This is a genomic window from Gordonia gummivorans (genome assembly GCF_022513585.1).
GTDB lineage: Bacteria > Actinomycetota > Actinomycetes > Mycobacteriales > Mycobacteriaceae > Gordonia.
This window is the reverse complement of sequence record NZ_JAKWBF010000022.1, coordinates 1-16587: the sequence shown is the minus strand read 5'-3', so window position 1 is coordinate 16587 and position 16587 is coordinate 1. Positions and strand designations below refer to the sequence as shown.

Sequence of the window (16587 nt, the reverse complement as noted above, 5' to 3'; positions counted from 1 at the left end):
CAGTTTCCGCGACCGGTTAGCCCGTTCGGTCGATCGTGTAGCGGACCAGCGACGCGAGCGCCTGATGGGCAGGACGGTCGGGTAGTTGCGCGAGTTCGGCGTCGGCCGCATCGGCGTAGGACTGCAGTTTGGCCCGGGCCTGCTCCATCCCCGACGACTTGCCCAGCAGTTCGATCGCCTCGTCGACCTCGGCGTCCTCGGTCAGCGCCCGAGTCTTGCCGTCGTCGCCGACGAGCAACTCCCGCAACCGGTTCGAAGTCGCGTCGTCGGACTGCAGGGCGTACAGGACCGGCAGCGTGTGCACGCCCTCACGCAGGTCCGTGCCGGGCGTCTTGCCGGAATCGCCGCTCGCCGAGCTGATGTCGATGATGTCGTCGGACACCTGGAAGGCGGTTCCCACCACATCGCCAATCCGCGACAGACGTTCGATGTCGTCGGGCCCGGCGCCTGACGCCATCGCACCGAACCGGCCCGCCGCCGCAATGAGCGACCCCGTCTTCTCCCACACCACCTTCAAGTAGTGCTCGATGGGGTCGCCACCCGCCGTGACGCCGACGGTTTCCCGCATCTGACCGGTCACCAACTCGGCGAACGTCTCCGCGATGATCCGGACAGCTTCGGGTCCGAGGGTCGACACCAGGCGCGACGCCCGCGCGAACAGGAAGTCGCCGGAGAGGATGGCGACGCTGTTGGTCCAGCGCGCATTGGCGCTCGGCGCACCACGACGCATCGGCGCCTCGTCCATCACATCGTCGTGGTAGAGCGTGGCCAGGTGGATCATCTCGACCACCGTCGCCGACGTGATCACCTCGGAGGCATCCGGGTTGGGCCCGAACTGCGCGGCCAGAATCGCGAACATCGGCCGGAAACGCTTCCCACCGGCCTTGGCCAGATGGGTGGCCGCCTCGGTCATCACGTCGTCGCCGGAGGAGAGCTCGGTGAGCAGCAGGTCTTCCACCTGCGCCAACGACACGCGCACCGTCTCTGCGAACTCGTCCGATACCAGGTCGACCCCGGCGAATGTGGACTTCACGTGATCTGCCCCTCGGCGCTCATGCAGCTGAGCCTATCGGCAACCACCGGTTCGGCAACGGATGGGTTGGGCACGCGACCTTCCCCAATCAAGCCCGCCTCCCTCCGCGATCGAGCCCGCCTCCCGCTGACCGAGCCGATTCCGAGCCCCTGGGCGAGGCATCGTGTCGAGATCACTGGTCGAGATCACTCACCGCGACCCTCTCGGACACGATGCCGATCCTTCTTGGTGAACGCACGAAAGTCTTCGAGCACTTCGTCCCACCCGAAGAGCACGTCGTCGTAGGTCACCCGGAATGGGAGACCCTTGTCGATCATGATCACAACGCTCCATGAGACGCTTGACCGCCTTGGGCAACACCGGCATCAGTTCCTGTAGAGCAGGTCTGTCGAGCTTCAAGGTGTTCATCACCGAGTCGCAGGTGGCGATCCAGTCCTCGGCGCTCATGCACTTGGCGGCGTAGACCAGCGCGGTCGCGGCGTCGTCGACCGCGCTGGTCACCGGGAGCGCCGGGCCGAACCCCAGGCAGAAGTCCTTATCGGTTCGGTGCCGCTTCGATCCGCGGATGTGCGTCTTCCCGCGATATCCAGGCGGCACCCAGAAGCCCCTCGCGATCAACGCCGACACGCATGTCAGGCAGCCATGCTTCGATACAGCGGTCACTGCCGCTTGATTGGCGTTCGGAGTGGCATACCAGCCGCGAGCCGGATGCGACAGCTGCCCGTTGGCGGCCATCCGCCGAATCTGCAGGTCGGTGAAGTCCCGTTCGACCAACTCCGCGCGCGAGTGGACGCCGAAGTCCTGGTCGTGCGCCTCTTTTTCGTCCATACCAGTCAGACGCAGCGGAGCCTGTTCCGGATCCATCGGAGGTCTCGTCCGGAGCGGTCTTCCTCAGTGGCCTCCGAGGGCAATATGCCCTCGGAGACCACTCAGCGCGACCGCTCCGTTCGCCCGACATACTGGTGCGGTGAGCGACGCGACCAAAACACCCGACCGCGCCGATGTCCTCGTGGTCGGCGCCGGACCGGGCGGGTCCGCGGCCGCGGCGCACGCCGCCGCGGCCGGGCACGACGTGGTCCTTGTCGACGCCGCAACCTTTCCGCGCGACAAGACCTGCGGCGACGGTCTGACCCCACGCGCGATCGCCGAACTCGACGCTCTCGGCCTCGGCGACTACCTCGACGGACGCCCCCGCCTCGACGGCCTGCTCCTGCACGGCTGGGGTGCGACCAAGCGTGTGCCCTGGCCGTCGGGCCGCTTCCCCGCCTACGGCAGCGCGGTCGCGCGCACCGAGCTCGACGAGGAGATCCGCGCGCTCGCGGTTTCCAAGGGTGCCCGAATGATTCAGGGCGCCAAGGCTGTTGATGTGACGATGACCGGCGATCGGATCGAGTCGGTCACCCTGGCCACCGCGTCTGGGACGTCGTCGATCCGGGTGCGAGACGTGATCGTCGCCGACGGCGTGAAGTCCGGCCTCGGCAAGTCCCTGGGCCGAGAGTGGCACCGCGACACCGCCTATGGGACCGCCGCGCGCGCCTACGTCCCGTCGACCCGCGCCGACGAGAACTGGATGGGATCGCATCTCGAACTCCGTGGACCCGACGGCAACTTGCTGCCCGGATACGGCTGGGTCTTCCCGCTCGGCAGCGCGGGCGGTGGGCTGCTCAACGTCGGGGTCGGGGCGCTGGCCACCGCAAAACGCCCCGCGCACATGCAATTACGACCGATCCTCGAGTTCTACGCGAACATGGTCCGCGACGAATGGGGCATCGAGGGACCGCCGGTCCGACTCACATCTGCGCTGCTGCCGATGGGCGGCGCGGTGACCGGAGTCGCGGGACGCAACTGGATGCTCATCGGCGACGCCGCGGCATGTGTGAACCCGCTCAACGGCGAGGGCATCGACTACGCCCTCGAAACCGGCCGGCTCGCCGTCGAACTCATCGGCGACACCCGCGCCGACCCCGACCACACCGCCCGTTGGCGCGACATCCTCGTCGACCACTACGGTCTCGCGTTCTCCGCCGCCCGACGCCTCGCCGGGCTGCTTACCGTGCCCCAGGCAGTCCCGACCCTCGGCCGTCCCGGGATTCGGTCGCAGCGGCTGATGTCGATGGTCGTGCGGGTGATGGGCAACCTGATCACCCCCGACGACGCCGACCTCGTCGCCCGCGCCTGGCGCGGTGCCGGCCGGGTCTCGACGCGCATCGACGCACGGCCGCCGTTCTCCTGAGTGATCCACACCACGAACCCACCCCATCGAGACCACCCACATGTAATCAATGAGACGTTTTCGGTGATATGTTCCAAGCATGCTCGCAGCCCGCTTCCGCAACCCCGAACGCTATCGTCGCCGCGATGAGATCGACCGCATGGACGCCGTCGCCGATCCGGTGTCCATCGCCCGCGCACTCGGGACCCAGGAGTTCCCGTGGGGCATCACGCAGGCCTTGAGCTTCGCGCTGTTCCGCACCTACGCCGTCCCATCCATCGGCGACTTGCTCTATCGCACAGGCCAATTCACCGACGAGACACAGAAGCGCTACGACGACACGGTGCTGCTGCTCGACGCACCGATCGAGCACGGCTTCGACAGCACGACGGGACGGTCGGCGATCCGGCGTATCAACCAGATGCATGCCCGCTACGACATCTCCAACGACGACATGCTCTACGTGCTGGCCACTTTCGTGGTCTGTCCGGTCCAGTGGGTGAACGCCTACGAGTGGCGCAAGCTCACCGACCACGAGATCACCGGGCTGACCAATCACTACCGCAAACTCGGTAAGCACATGGCGATCAAGAATCTTCCCGCAACCTACGCAGAGTTCGAGAAGTTCCTCGTCGACTACGAGCGCGAGCACTTCGCCTACAGCGCCGACTCGCGCAAAGTCGCCGACGCGACGCTCGACCTCCTGTGCACCTTCCTGCCCTACCGCCTCCTTCCGCGGCCCGTCGTGCGTCGAATGTCGTTCGCGCTCATGGACGATCCGCTTCTCGAGGCCTTCGGCTACCCCAAGCCGACCGCCGTCGAACGCGTCCTGGTGCGCGGTGGACTGAAGGCGCGCGGTTTGGCGATCCGCACGTTTGCCCGGCCGCGGGTGAAGCCGATCTACGGACGTGAGATGTCGCAGGTCCGCGGATACTCGCGCGGGTACCAGGTCGAAGACCTCGGCACCTTCGCCCCCGGTTGCCCTGTGCCACACGCCGATCCGACGCCCGACCTCGCTGTCGGCTGCCCGGTCCCCCACGCCGCCAACACCTGAGCATTCGTTGAGCGTGCGTCACTTCCGGGCGGAATGCACCGCCGCGATACCGCCGGTCAGGTTCTGCCAGCGCACCTGCGAAAAGCCCGCGTCGCGCATCAGGTCGCCGAGCGCGAACTGGTCGGGCCACGCCCGAATCGATTCTGCGAGATACACATACGCCGACGGATTGCTCGACACCCGAGTCGCGACAGCGGGCAACGCCTTCATCAGGTACTCCATGTACACGGTGCGGAAGGGCCGCAGCGTCGGGGTGGAGAATTCGCAGATGACGATCCGCCCACCCGGTTTCAGCACCCGGTAGAGCTCGCCGAGCGCTTGCGACACGTCGTAGACGTTGCGCAGCCCGAACGAGATGGTTGCGGCGTCGAACGACGCGTCGGCGAACGGCAGGTGCAACGCGTCGGCGGCGACCTTCGGCACGTCGCGCGCAGCGCCGGCCTTGAGCATGCCGAGCGAGAAATCCGCGGCGATACACACCGCGCCGGACCGCGCCAGCTCGACCGTCGACACCGCAGTACCGGCGGCAAGATCGAGCACCACGTCGCCCGGTTTCAGATCCAATGCCTTGCGAGTGGTCTTGCGCCAACTCCGATCCCGCCCGAACGACAGCACGGTGTTGGTGATGTCGTACCGCTTGGCGACGCCATCGAACATGGCCGCAACCTCGGCCGGATCCTTGTCGAGCGTCGCGCGCTCGCCACTCGTTGAGTCCGAAGCAGCTGCCATGCGCCTCAGGCTACCTGCAGCCACGACGGCTCAGGCGACCCGCCCGCGCCGCGACCGGCCCGATGCGGAACCGTCGAGCACCGAGTCGTAGTGCCCGACCAGCTGCGCGCAGATCGCCGACCACGACCGACTCCGCACCGCCTGCACCGCCGCACGACCAAACGCGGCCCGCAGCGCATCGTCGCGCAAGGTGTCGACGACCTCCGGCAGCCGCGTCGAGAACTCGTCGACCCCGAGCAGGTATCCGGTCCGGAACGGCGCGACCAGGTCGCGCGGACCCCCCGCGTCGGGCCCGATGACGGGCAGCCCGCTGGCCATCGCCTCTTGAATGGCCTGGCAGAACGTCTCGTGTTCGCCGGCGTGCACGAAGATGTCGAGGCTCGCGTACGCGCGAGCGAGGTCGACGCCCCGCAGCTCGCCGGTGAACACCGCACCCGGCATCAGCCGTTCCAGCCGTGCCCGCTCCGGCCCGTCGCCGACGATCACCAGCTGCACCGTCGGGTCGGCAGCCAACGACGCCAACCGTTCCACGTGCTTCTCCGGCGCGAGCCGACCCACGAATCCGACGACGAGCTCGGCGCTGTCGCCCATCCACGAGGCACGCAGCTCAAGATCCCGCCGACCGGGCGAGTACAACTCGTTGTCGACGCCCCGACCCCACTTGCGCAGACGCGGAATACCATGCGCGGCAAGTTCTTCCAACGCAGCCGACGACGGCGCCAGGGTGAGGTCGCAGAGTTCGTGGAGGCGTCGGGTGTACTGCCAGGCCAGCTGTTCCACGGCGCCGAGCCGATACTCCGCGGCAAACCCCGCCACGTCGGTCTGGAACACCGCGACCGCCGGCACGCGCAACTTCCGCGCGGCAAGAGCCCCCGCCGCCCCGACCACGAACGGCGACGCCAGATGCACGACGTCGGGCTCGAAATCACGCAGCGCGCGGTAGAGCACCGGCGCCGGAACCCCGACCGGCAACGACGTCACCCGCGGCACCCGCACGGACGGCACCAGATGCACCGGCGTCCGACGCCCCACCATGCGGGGCCCGCCCAGCTGCCCGCGCGGGGTGTCCGGAGCGATGACGACAGCCGTGTGGCCGGTGGTCTCGAGATGGTCGACCACCCGCAGGACGGAGTTGACGACCCCGTTCACGTTCGGCAGGAAACTCTCGGCGACGATCGCGACGCGCATGCCGCCATCGTCACCGTCCTGTCCGACGACACAGATGTCACAACGTGACGAGTCCACGAACTCATGATGAACTCCCTCCCGCTGGTCGATCTCGACACGGTGCCTCGCTTCGCTCGGAACCGGCTCGATCCGGCGGAGCCGGCACCGAGCCCCTGGGCGAGGCGCCGTGTCGAGACCACCTGCCGTGACCCATGTGCTGAACTGACCACCGTGCCCGAACTTCTCCTACTCAGCCGCTGGCTGAACGCGGTCCCCGATTTCCTCGCGACCAGGGCACCCGCGAACGCGACGATCGGCTTCATCCCCACCGCGTCGTCGATCTACCCCGACCCCGCCTGGGTCGACCTCGACCGCACCACCCTGCACGACCAGGGATTCTCCACAGTCGACCTGGACCTCGAATCCCTGACGCCACCGCAACTCGAGCAAGCCCTACACAGCGTCGACGCCGTGTTCGTCTCCGGCGGCAACGTCTTCCATCTGCTCGGTGTGCTTCGACGCACCGGCACCGACCACCCACTCGCCGACGCCATCACCAGAGGACTCCCCTATCTGGGAGCCAGCGCGGGAGCGGCGATCGTCGGCTCCGACATCCAACCGCTCGGTCTGCTCGACGACCCGGCAGAAGCGTTACCGCTGGACTCGACGGTCGGCCTCGGGTTCGTCGACGGCGTCGTGGTGCCCCACGCGGACGGGCTCGTCGGCGGCATCGGGCGTGTGAACGCCGTCGAGCGCGCCTTCGGCGCCACCCACCGACTGCTCCTTCTCCGCGACGACCAGGCTCTCCTCGTCTCCGGCGACACCAGCGTCGTCGTTCCCGGCTGAGGCGAGTTCCGCGCGCTCGGCCCGCCACTTGCCCCATCGACGCGAGAATTCGGCGACAAACACCATCAGCAGGCCGACGATCAGCCAACCCACAACCGCGATCGACAACCCCGGAATGATCGACAGCGACGCGCTGCGCCCCATCGGCCGCGCGATGTCGGGGTTGTACGCGGCATATTCGACGCGGATGCGCTGACCTTCACTCAGTTCGGTCGGGTACAGCAGACCGAGTCGAGGGCTGTGGAACCGACCGTCGGGTGTCTGGAAATACACCTCGGCGTGCAACGGATCAGCGGACACCACGTCGGCCATCACCGTGGCCTTGCTGGCCTCGATGGTGGAGTCGTTCTTGTAGCAGCCCGCCACCAGGCAGAACGCCATGACCGTGATGGTGGTGCCGACGACGAGCAGTCCGATCTGGACTCGTCGCACGATCGTCGGATTCATGGCTGTCAGGATAATCCACCCGCCGATCGAGCCCCCACACGCTGATCGAGCCAACACACGCTGATCGAGCCACCCCCACGCTGATCGAGCCACCCCCACGCTGATCGAGCCGGTACCGAGCCCCTGGGCGAGGCACCGTGTCGAGACAACCCCAGAGATCACCCCCCGCGCAGACGCTCCCCGATCCGCGCATGCACCGCTCGTAACCTCTCCCGGTCCGTCGTCACCTCGACCACCTCGATGCCGCCCACGACCGGCTCCTCGGCCAACACCGACGACAACTCCGACACCTCGACCCGACGATGCGGAATGTGGAAACCCGCACACAACGACGCCAGATCGGTGCGATGCGGAGTCCCGAACACCCGCTCGTAACTACCGGCGTAAGGCCCGGTGTTGAACCGCGGATCGCCCTGTTCGAGCAGCCCGAAGATGCCGCCGCCGTCGTCGTTGGCGACGACGATCCGCAGCGAGTCCGGCCGCGGCTCCCCCGGTCCGATGACGAGTCCGGTGGCGTCGTGGATGAAGGTCAGGTCGCCCATCAGCGCGACCGTCCGACCACCCGCGAGCGCAACGCCGATCGCCGTCGAGTTGGTGCCGTCGATGCCGGCGACACCCCGATTCGACAGGACGCGCACACCGTCACCGAGACGACCCGCGAGTGCAACATCGCGGATGGGGTTACTGGCCCCGACGACGAGTTGTTCGCCCGGCAACATCGCCGCACTCACCGCACGCGCGACGTGCAGCCCGGTGACCGGACCGGGCGCATCGAGCTCGGCGTCGACCGCCCCGAGCACCCGCTGCTGGATCGCCGCACATTCCTTGAGCCATTCCTCGCGCGGTTCGCCGGCGGCCTCGGCGCGGGTGCCGGTGGCGTAGACGTTGCCCGAGACGTCGGGCCAGCGCGGGCCGGTGGTGAGGGCGTAGACGCGCACCGACGGGTCGGCGAGCAATCGTGCGACACCGCGGTGCAGCGTCGGACGACCGCAGATGATGGCCTGCTGCGGGCGGATCGCGTCGAGGGCGAGCGGATGCAGCGGCGTCTGCGGATGCGGCGCCGTGGGCTCGGCGACGGTCGGCACGCCCGCGAGCTGCGGATGCACGCCCGACCCGTGGCCCGACACGACCACGGTGTCCAGCGAGAGGTCGATGGGCAGCGGGACGTCGAGTTTCCCGACGGGCGCCTGGGTCCACGGCAGCCCGTTCTCGCGGCCGGCGAAGGACCCCAGATCGTCGTCGAAGGCGGTGTCGGGGACGAGGGGTTCGCGGAGTGGGATGTCGAACTGGACGGGTCCCGCGTTGCCGGTCCGGGCGCCGCGGGCGGCGGCCAGGACACGCCCCACCGCCGAGCGCCACTGACTGTTGGTGTCGAGGTCCTGTTCGGCCAGGCCCAGGCTGATCGCCGCGCGCACCTGCGTGCCGAAAATACCGAACTGTTCGACGGTCTGATTGGCGCCCGACCCCAGCAGCTCATACGGCCGATTCGCACTGACCACCACCAGCGGCACCCGCGCATAATTCGCCTCGAAGACTGCAGGACTCATGTTGGCGACCGCGGTTCCGCTGGTCATCACGATCGGCACCGGCTGGCCCGACGCCACCGCCAAACCCAAGGCGAGGAACCCCGCCGACCGCTCGTCGATCCGCACATGCAGACGCAGCCGTCCCGCGGTGTCGGCGGCATGCAGCGCGAACGCCAGCGGCGCATTCCTCGACCCAGGGCACAGCACCGCATCCCGAACGCCGCCACGGATCATCTCGTCGACGATGACCCGGGCCTGCAATGTCGAGGGATTCATCCCTTCACCCTAGGCTGAGATCGATGGGCTTCTACGACACGCATGTCCTGCCGCGACTGATCAACCTGGTCTGCGGCATCGGCGCGATCCGACCCTCCCGCGATCGTGCGTGCGAGGGGTTACACGGGCGGGTCGTCGAACTCGGTTTCGGTAGTGGTCACAACGTCGAGTCCTACCCCGACGCGGTGACCCGGGTCGACGCCGTCGAACCGTCGGATCTGGGGTGGAAACTCGCCCACGACCGCGTGTCCGCGTCGCCGATCCACATCGAACGCTCCGGGCTCGACGGCGAGCATCTCCCCTTCGACGACGACACCTTCGACTGCGCGCTCTCGACGTACACGCTGTGCACCATCCCCGACCTGCCGCTCGCCCTCGCCGAGGTCCGACGAGTCCTGAAACCCGGTGGCACACTTCACTTTCTCGAACACGGACTCGCACCCGACGAGAAGGTCCGACGCTGGCAGCACCGCCTCGACCCCCTCCAGCAGCGTCTCGCCGGCGGTTGCCACCTCAATCGCGACATCCCGCAGATCCTCACCGACGCCGGCTTCGTCGTCGAACGCCTCGACACCTTCTACCAACCGCACGCCGCCAAGTCGTCGAACGCGATGAGCCGCGGGGTCGCCACCCCACGCTGATCGAGCCACCCACCCGCTGATCGAGCCGCCCACCCGCTGATCGAGCCGCCCACCCGCTGATCGAGCCGGTACCGAGCGCAGCGAGGCACCGTGTCGAGATCCGCCGGATCGAGCCGGTACCGAGCGCAGCGAGGCACCGTGTCGAGATCCGCCGGATCGAGCCGGTACCGAGCGCAGCGAGGCACCGTGTCGAGATCACACGCAACCCAACTACCCTGGCACCAATGCGTCGCTGGCTGCTTCTCGCTCTCCTCACCGCAGCCGCCACCTACCTTCTGGAACTCTTCGACGTCGACGCAGCGGCTCTCTTCGCCGGCTTGGTGATCGCCGGTGTCCTGGCCATCGCGGGACTCGCACCCCGACCCCGCGCCACCAGCCCCGAGACTCCCGACGACCCCGACGCCCCCGTCATCCCCCGCCGATACGTTCTGGCCGCGCAGGGCGTGCTCGGCGTGTATATCGGCACCATCGCCGACACCGACACCCTCTCCGGCCTCGGCTCCGCATGGTTCCCGGTTCTGATCATCGGCGTCGGCACCCTGGCGTTGTCGGTGGCCGGGGGTGCGCTCCTGGGTCTGCACAAGCAGGTGGACCCGCTGACCGGTTCGCTCGCACTCGTCGCGGGAGGGGCGTCGGGCCTGGTTGTGGTGACGCGTGAACTCGGCGGCGACGAGCGGATGGTCGCGGTCATCCAGTACCTGCGCGTCGCCCTGGTCACCGTGTCGATCCCGCTGGTCGCGTCGCTCGTGTTCGGCCAGTCCTCATCGGCGGTCACCACGGAAACACCGAGCTGGACCGACCAAGCCTGGGGTCTGCTGCTGCTCGCCGTGTGCATGGGTGTCGGCATCCCGCTGGGCCGTCTGCTGCATGTACCCGCCGGCGCGCTCCTCACTCCGATGGCGTTGGCCACCATCGCCGAACTCACCGGGATCGCGGGCGACGCCGCGGTGTCGCCGATGCTGCTGACCATCGCCTACGCGGTGATCGGTTGGCAGGCCGGCCTTGGTTTCACGCTGCCCCGGCTTCGCGCGATCGGACGCGTCCTGCCGTTCGCGTTGGTACTGATCCTCGCGATCGGCGTGGGCTGCGCGCTGCTGGGTGTGCTGCTGTCGTGGTGGACCGGCGAGTCCATGTACGACTGCTATCTCGCGACCACCCCGGGTGGCATCTACGCCGTCCTCGCCGCCGCGACGGCGGCCGGCGGCAACGTCGCCTTCGTGGTCGCCGCGCAGATCCTGCGGGTCCTGTTGATGCTGTTCGTGGCACCATTCGCAGCCCGTGCCGCCGCCCGCTACCTACGACGCGGACAGGAGTGACCGTCGCCACAGCCGACAGGTAGGCTCGCGACCATGACCGGGGAAGCATCGCAACCACAGTCCGCCCGCGAGTTCGACGTCGTCGTCTACGGCGCCACCGGCTTCGTCGGTGAACTCACCGCCCGCTATCTGGCCGACCATGCACCGATCGGCACCAAGATCGCCCTCGCCGGACGCAACGAGACCAAACTCGCGACGGTGCGCAAGCGCCTGCCCGAACGCGCCCAGTCGTGGCCGCTCATCGTCGCCGATTCGTCGTCGCCTGCCGCGCTCGACGCCCTGTGCGCCCGCACCCGCGTCGTCTGCACCACCGTCGGCCCGTACCTCAAGTACGGCGAGGCGCTGGTGGTCGCCGCCGCCACCGCCGGCACCGACTACGTCGACCTCACCGGCGAGGTCCCCTTCGTCCGCTACTCCATCGACAAGGCGCACGACACCGCCGTTGCCTCCGGCGCCCGCATCGTCCATTCTTGCGGATTCGATTCGGTGCCTTCCGATCTCGGCGTCTACGCGCTGTACCGCAAGGTCGCCGACGACGACGCGGGCGAGATGACCGACACCACCTTCGTGCTTCGCTCGTTCAAGGGCGGTGTCTCCGGCGGTACCGTCGACTCGATGCGCGTGATCACCGAGCAGGCCCGAGATGCTCAGGTCCGACGCCTCATCATGAATCCGCAAGCCCTGTCCGGCGGCCCTGGTGACGTGCCGAAGGCGAGCCTGTCGTCGGAGCCGAGCGACATCGGCGTCGTCAGCGCCAAGAAGGTCGATCCGTCGCTGCGCGGCACGCTGGCCCCGTTCTTCATGGCCTCCCACAACACCCGCATCGTTCGACGCTCAAATGCGTTGCTGCACAATGCCTACGGCAAGGACTTCCACTACGCGGAGACGATGAACGTGGGCAGCATACCGGGGGTGTCGACCCTCGCCGCAGGCGCGGTAGGCGTCGGCACCGGCGCGTTCTTCGGTGCGATGAGCTTCGGACCCACCCGCCGACTCCTCGACCGCGTCCTCCCCAAACCCGGCAACGGCCCGTCCGAGAAGTCCAGGGATGCAGGCTTTTTCGTCTCCGATGTGTATACCCGCACCACTACCGGGCGCCGCTTCCGTTCGACGATGCGCGCCCAGGGCGACCCCGGCTACAAAGCCACTGCGGTGATGCTCGGCGAGAGCGCGCTGGCCCTCGCCCTTGACCGCGACAAGCTCCCCGCCCACGCCGGAGTGCTGACCCCGGCGGTCGCCATGGGTGACGCGCTGATCGATCGCCTGCGCGATGCCGGATTCGCCATCGACGCCGAGGAACTCACACGCTAAGCCTGGATCCGCGAAAGGCACTTCACGCTCCCGAAATTCCGCCGCCTGAGGTGCGAGGAGCGCAAGCGACGAGCCTCGAAGGCCTGGTGACCGTCACCACTTGGGAGCGCAAGTCGCGTGTTCGTCCTCCTCGCCGCCGGGGCGGTAGTCCACGCCCTTCACCTGGCCACCATTGTCGAGGTATTCGACAAGTCCTCGTGGACGATAAGACTCATCGTCGTCTTTTCGCTGCTCGGCGCTCGACGCCACGAATTCGCTTTCCGGATAACCCTTTCCGATCGTTCGATCCACCCGCTCGATGAGTTTGTAAAATCCCTTCCTGGACTCGTCGAGCTTGGCGAAGGCGTTCGTCCGGGTGAGGTATCGGGTGATCAGGTCAAGCGCCGTCATCGTGGGCACCGACGATGAGCCCACGCGCTCGGCATCGCCGATCTCCTGGTTCAGCTCGAGGTCGTGTTCCTTCGCGTGTTTCAGCATCCAGACGAGCGGGATGTTGCTGAGCTCACTCGACGCATAACCGCCACCGACGTTGCAGTGCACGCCGGAGAACCACACCTGCTCGAGTTCCTGATCGGCCGGCCGGTCCGGCTTCGCCACCCACAGTGTCGGTTCGAACGGTTTCCGTTTCTCGTCGATGGCCAGCGCCTGGTAGGCGGAGTCGACATAGTTGCTCAGCTGGGTGTCGTGGAATTCCCAGCGCTTGTTGATCTTGTTGGCAAGCTTCGATTCGCCGAGATCAGGCATTCCCAGCGAGCCGACGGTGTCCCACACTCCGATGAACCGGATCCGGCTCTCGTGCGAATACCTTTCGCGAAAGGCGACCGCCTCCGGGTCGCTCGGCTTCACCTCGCCGCGATAGAGCGCAAACGCTTCGTCGACCCGATCTCTGTTCTCCCGCTTGAGTATTCCGCAGTTGCGGATGAACCCGGCGATGCTCCGCGCCGTGTAAGCGCCGCGGCTGAACCCGAACAGGAAGATCTCGTCACCCGGGTCGAAGGCATCGACGATGTCCCGATAGCCCTCTTTGACGTTCTTTGACAGCCCGAATCCCACTGCACCACCGGTGATCTTGTTCCACCAGTGGGTCCCGACGCCGGCCACATACAGTGGCTCGATCTGTTCGACACCGTTCGCACACGTGCCGACCTTGACCGCGTCGACGACCTTCCTGACGTTGGTCGGGTGCTTCTGACCGAAGGTGTTCCAAGTGCCGTCACAGCACACGACCAGTCTTTTCGCCATCGCCTTCGCCTCTGCTCGGTGTGGCCCCCTTGAGCAGCAGACCTTACCCGGCGGCGGCGGTTTCCCGCGTCTGGTGATCGACCGACTCTACGCAGTGGGACGGTCCACGCACCCACGCTGGTCGAGCCGCGACGTACGAGCGTGCGAACCGACGCACGTCGAGACCACTCGCCCGCTATCTGTACAGCTCTATACTGCGCCGTTAACGATCAGACAACTATTCCCCGTCGCCGCCGCTGTCATTGCCACTGTCATCATTGCCACCGTCATGATTGCCACCGTCATGATTGCCGCTGTTGTTGTTGGTGGTGTTGCCGGACTCGTTGTTGCCGGACTCGTTGTTGCCACCGTTGGCGTCATCGCTGGTCTCGTTGTTCCCGTTGTCACCGGCGCCGTCCTGCGAGCCCTCTTGGCTCGACGGCTCCTTCTGGGGATTGTCCCTCTGCGGCTTGTCTTCCGCTCGGTGCTGACCGACGTACGGCTTCGCGTTGGCTCCGTCGTTCTGCTCGTTCTGCCCTTGTGTCCGAGCGTGCCGACCACTGGGCGGCGGTGTCACCGTCGTGTCATCCGCGGTCCGTTCCATCGCCAATTGCGGGGTCGCAGCGGTTGTGTTGGCGGGTTGTGCTTCGACCTTCTGAGCAATCTCTCCGGTGACCTCAGCGGCCTTGCGCGAAGCGGCAGCGAGCCGATCGGAACCGTTGTTCACCGCCTCAGTCGCCGCGTCGGCGAGGGCCTGCGAAATCTGTGTCGCAGTGGGTGTTACGTACTTGGTGAACAGCGGGTTGAGTACCTTCTCGAGCGTGCCGATCGGGTCGCTCAGCACACCGTTCGTCGGGTCTTCGATCTGCGCCAGCTGGAACAGCAGCTTTGGGGTGAGGGTAATGACCGTGGTGGGCAACCCATTGAGAATCCCCGAGATATCGCCGGGGATGGATGATCCGGTGGTCGAAGGGGCGGTACCCAATTGGAAGCCTTCCAACCCCACGCCCATGAACGACGGTCCACTCAGCCCAATTCCGTTGGGTCCGAAGTTCACGGATCCGAGCGAGTACACGAGCGGCACGATCGCATCGCCGACCTTGATGGTCGCGATCGTCCATCCGGAGTTGTAGGAGAACCCGTCCGGTCCAAGGTGGCTGGACTCCAGCAGCGATGTCCGCTCAGCGGCGAATCCCAGCCCGGGGATCGACACCGTCGACGACCGACTCCCGAGCGTCGTGTTCACCGACTGACCGGTCGTGGTCACCAGCCCCGGCGAAAGCTGCATGCCGGTGGTGAACAGATTGTCGGGGAGACTCACGCCAGCAGCGAATATGGGCACGGTCGCGACGTAGTCCGGCTTGCCGTCCGTTCCGGGCACAACAACCTGAGTTGCGGCCCCGAGCCAGCCGGCCTTGCCGCCGAGCGGTCCTGTGTACGTACCACCGGCCTCGCGCTGGGTGATGGAGAACCCGCCGACGTTGATGTCGTCGAGCTGAGCCAGAGCGCCCGGGATGGCGTCGTTCGGATCGTAGATGGTGGTGTGAACCTGATTGCCGTCAGCGTCGGTCTCACCGATCCATTCAGTCGAGAAGATTGGGAGCTCCTCAGTTACGGCCGGGCTTCCTGGGTAATTAACACAGCCGATGAACGGGATGCATACACGGCTTGGTGGGATAGCGGGAATAATGACGACGGTCTGGACGCCTGTTTGCACAAGTTCGTTCGAGCCATTCGCCACCACGAGAGCATCGGGTGTATTCAGACTCTGAGCGAATAGCGCCTTGAGTTGTCCGGACGTGATCCCGTTCATCGTGACCTGATCCTGCTTGATCCACGACGTTGTGGTCGCCCCGAGCCACCTGGCATTTCCGGTCCAGTTGGAGGTGGTTCGGTTGCCCGTCCAGAAGCCCAACGCTTGGTCGAGTGACGGGATCCCTTCGAGTACGCCCGCATGCTGCGTAACCTTGTCCTGGCCAAGCGTATCGAGAAGGTCGGCTCCGAAGTTCTGTGCGACAGTTTCGACGTTGATCCCATTCAACGCGATCCAAGTTGCAAACATCTTCGCGTATACCGTTGCCCCGCTGCCGAGGGTGCCGGCGAGAGGCAACCCGGCGACCACCTGCGCCGCGAGCGGGCTGATTCCCGACAGTGCGGTGGAGGCACCCGGAACATGGCTGCTGTCGGGCACGGCGAGCAGTAGCGCGCCACCCTGGGTGAGCGCCTCGATGAAGTTGAGCTGCTCAGTGTTTGTCGCGTAGTCACTCGTGACCACCGGCACCCAGCCCTCGGGCAACCTCGACCCGATCGGCGCCAGTAGTGCGATCTGGGTGCGCCCGAGATTGTCGGCGATGACGATCAGATTCTCGACAGTGCTATAGCTGTTCTGCGAGATCTGGTACGAGTTGATCGACTCGGCGTACGCGGCCCCACCGGACCCGACACCGATCGCGATGCCGGCACCCAAGGCGACGGCCGCTCTTCGCATGCGGCGGGACGTCCGGATCTCGCTTCGCTCGTTCTCTCTACGCTGTTTCCGGTTGCCTGCCAGCATGATTGCTGTTCCTTTCGTTCGCCCCCCTGCGACGTCACATAGTCAATCATGATGAACCAGCCTTTGCCGACAATCTGGAGACGGTTAGTCCGTTCAGAGGAATCCAGAGAATTGTGGGTTCCCGGCCATCCGGCCTCCGTTATTCGTTAGATTAGGCAATCAAAATTCGTAACGGCACCGCGACCTTGTTCTCTGCGCTTAACATCGCCGCCGGCGAGGTCACCACCCAGTGCAATCTGCGTCACCGCCAAAGT

The 16587-nt window shown here is 66.6% G+C and carries 14 protein-coding genes; 7 read left to right on the top strand and 7 right to left on the bottom strand.

Annotated features, from left to right (window positions below; translation table 11 throughout):
* Positions 1-16: 16 nt before the first annotated feature.
* Complete coding sequence (locus tag MKW15_RS16240; RefSeq protein ID WP_240860074.1) at positions 17-1033, bottom strand: polyprenyl synthetase family protein; 1017 nt, start codon at positions 1031-1033, stop codon at positions 17-19.
* A gap of 185 nt (positions 1034-1218) precedes the next feature.
* Entirely contained in the window at positions 1219-1350 is a 132-nt protein-coding gene (locus MKW15_RS24470; protein WP_276615076.1) for a hypothetical protein, read from the bottom strand.
* Between the two features lie 14 nt (positions 1351-1364).
* On the opposite strand from MKW15_RS24470, the gene MKW15_RS24465 reads away from it, so the two are divergent.
* The 3 genes from MKW15_RS24465 (at position 1365) to MKW15_RS16230 (ending at position 4299) form a co-directional block, all read left to right on the top strand.
* Positions 1365-1496, top strand: coding sequence for a hypothetical protein (locus MKW15_RS24465; RefSeq protein WP_276615075.1), 132 nt, complete (start codon positions 1365-1367; stop codon positions 1494-1496).
* A 504-nt stretch (positions 1497-2000) separates the two neighbouring features.
* A complete protein-coding gene (locus MKW15_RS16235; RefSeq protein WP_240860072.1) occupies positions 2001-3266 on the top strand; it encodes a geranylgeranyl reductase family protein in 1266 nt (421 codons plus the stop codon).
* Positions 3267-3345: 79 nt separating this feature from the next.
* Positions 3346-4299, top strand: a complete 954-nt coding sequence (locus MKW15_RS16230) for an oxygenase MpaB family protein (RefSeq protein WP_240860070.1) — start codon at positions 3346-3348, stop codon at positions 4297-4299.
* 18 nt (positions 4300-4317) lie between these two features.
* Here MKW15_RS16230 and MKW15_RS16225 read toward each other — a convergent pair whose 3' ends face one another.
* Together MKW15_RS16225 and MKW15_RS16220 are read right to left on the bottom strand one after the other, a co-directional pair.
* The gene (locus MKW15_RS16225; RefSeq protein ID WP_240860068.1) at positions 4318-5028 is read right to left on the bottom strand and encodes a demethylmenaquinone methyltransferase; all 711 of its coding nucleotides are present in this window, start codon (positions 5026-5028) and stop codon (positions 4318-4320) included.
* 30 nt (positions 5029-5058) lie between these two features.
* On the bottom strand, positions 5059-6216 hold the full coding sequence (locus tag MKW15_RS16220) for a glycosyltransferase family 4 protein (RefSeq protein WP_240860174.1): 1158 nt from the start codon (positions 6214-6216) through the stop codon (positions 5059-5061).
* 63 nt (positions 6217-6279) lie between these two features.
* Between MKW15_RS16220 and MKW15_RS16215 the strand changes: the two genes are divergently transcribed.
* On the top strand, positions 6280-7041 hold the full coding sequence (locus MKW15_RS16215; protein WP_276615074.1) for a Type 1 glutamine amidotransferase-like domain-containing protein: 762 nt from the start codon (positions 6280-6282) through the stop codon (positions 7039-7041).
* 605 nt (positions 7042-7646) lie between these two features.
* On the opposite strand, the gene menD is transcribed toward MKW15_RS16215, so the two are convergent.
* Positions 7647-9290, bottom strand: coding sequence for a 2-succinyl-5-enolpyruvyl-6-hydroxy-3-cyclohexene-1-carboxylic-acid synthase (gene menD / locus MKW15_RS16205; protein ID WP_240860066.1), 1644 nt, complete (start codon positions 9288-9290; stop codon positions 7647-7649).
* A gap of 23 nt (positions 9291-9313) precedes the next feature.
* On the opposite strand from menD, the gene MKW15_RS16200 reads away from it, so the two are divergent.
* The 3 genes from MKW15_RS16200 to MKW15_RS16190 all read left to right on the top strand — a co-directional run bounded on the left by MKW15_RS16200 (position 9314) and on the right by MKW15_RS16190 (position 12558).
* Entirely contained in the window at positions 9314-9931 is a 618-nt protein-coding gene (locus tag MKW15_RS16200; RefSeq protein WP_240860065.1) for a class I SAM-dependent methyltransferase, read from the top strand.
* Between the two features lie 224 nt (positions 9932-10155).
* Positions 10156-11247 carry an AbrB family transcriptional regulator gene (locus MKW15_RS16195; protein WP_240860064.1) on the top strand — a complete coding sequence of 364 codons (1092 nt, stop codon included), beginning with the start codon at positions 10156-10158 and terminating at the stop codon, positions 11245-11247.
* A gap of 33 nt (positions 11248-11280) precedes the next feature.
* Positions 11281-12558 (top strand): saccharopine dehydrogenase family protein, encoded by a 1278-nt coding sequence (locus MKW15_RS16190; RefSeq protein ID WP_240860063.1) that lies wholly within the window; start codon positions 11281-11283, stop codon positions 12556-12558.
* Between the two features lie 93 nt (positions 12559-12651).
* On the opposite strand, the gene MKW15_RS16185 is transcribed toward MKW15_RS16190, so the two are convergent.
* Together MKW15_RS16185 and MKW15_RS16180 are read right to left on the bottom strand one after the other, a co-directional pair.
* Positions 12652-13800, bottom strand: a complete 1149-nt coding sequence (locus tag MKW15_RS16185) for a DUF2235 domain-containing protein (RefSeq protein WP_240860062.1) — start codon at positions 13798-13800, stop codon at positions 12652-12654.
* A 217-nt stretch (positions 13801-14017) separates the two neighbouring features.
* Positions 14018-16267 (bottom strand): hypothetical protein, encoded by a 2250-nt coding sequence (locus MKW15_RS16180; RefSeq protein WP_240860061.1) that lies wholly within the window; start codon positions 16265-16267, stop codon positions 14018-14020.
* Between the last annotated feature and the right edge of the window lie 320 nt (positions 16268-16587).

Excerpts from the sequence above, each read along its gene's own strand:
- MKW15_RS24470 (WP_276615076.1), bottom strand. The coding sequence starts at position 1,350 with ATGATCGACAAGGGTCTCCCATTCCGGGTGACCTACGACGACGTGCTC.
- MKW15_RS24465 (WP_276615075.1), top strand. The coding sequence starts at position 1,365 with ATGAGACGCTTGACCGCCTTGGGCAACACCGGCATCAGTTCCTGTAGA.
- MKW15_RS16230 (WP_240860070.1), top strand. The coding sequence starts at position 3,346 with ATGCTCGCAGCCCGCTTCCGCAACCCCGAACGCTATCGTCGCCGCGAT.
- MKW15_RS16225 (WP_240860068.1), bottom strand. The coding sequence starts at position 5,028 with ATGGCAGCTGCTTCGGACTCAACGAGTGGCGAGCGCGCGACGCTCGAC.
- MKW15_RS16220 (WP_240860174.1), bottom strand. The coding sequence starts at position 6,216 with ATGCGCGTCGCGATCGTCGCCGAGAGTTTCCTGCCGAACGTGAACGGG.
- MKW15_RS16215 (WP_276615074.1), top strand. The coding sequence starts at position 6,280 with ATGATGAACTCCCTCCCGCTGGTCGATCTCGACACGGTGCCTCGCTTC.
- menD (WP_240860066.1), bottom strand. The coding sequence starts at position 9,290 with ATGAATCCCTCGACATTGCAGGCCCGGGTCATCGTCGACGAGATGATC.
- MKW15_RS16200 (WP_240860065.1), top strand. The coding sequence starts at position 9,314 with ATGGGCTTCTACGACACGCATGTCCTGCCGCGACTGATCAACCTGGTC.
- MKW15_RS16195 (WP_240860064.1), top strand. The coding sequence starts at position 10,156 with ATGCGTCGCTGGCTGCTTCTCGCTCTCCTCACCGCAGCCGCCACCTAC.
- MKW15_RS16190 (WP_240860063.1), top strand. The coding sequence starts at position 11,281 with ATGACCGGGGAAGCATCGCAACCACAGTCCGCCCGCGAGTTCGACGTC.
- MKW15_RS16185 (WP_240860062.1), bottom strand. The coding sequence starts at position 13,800 with ATGGCGAAAAGACTGGTCGTGTGCTGTGACGGCACTTGGAACACCTTC.
- MKW15_RS16180 (WP_240860061.1), bottom strand. The coding sequence starts at position 16,267 with ATGCGAAGAGCGGCCGTCGCCTTGGGTGCCGGCATCGCGATCGGTGTC.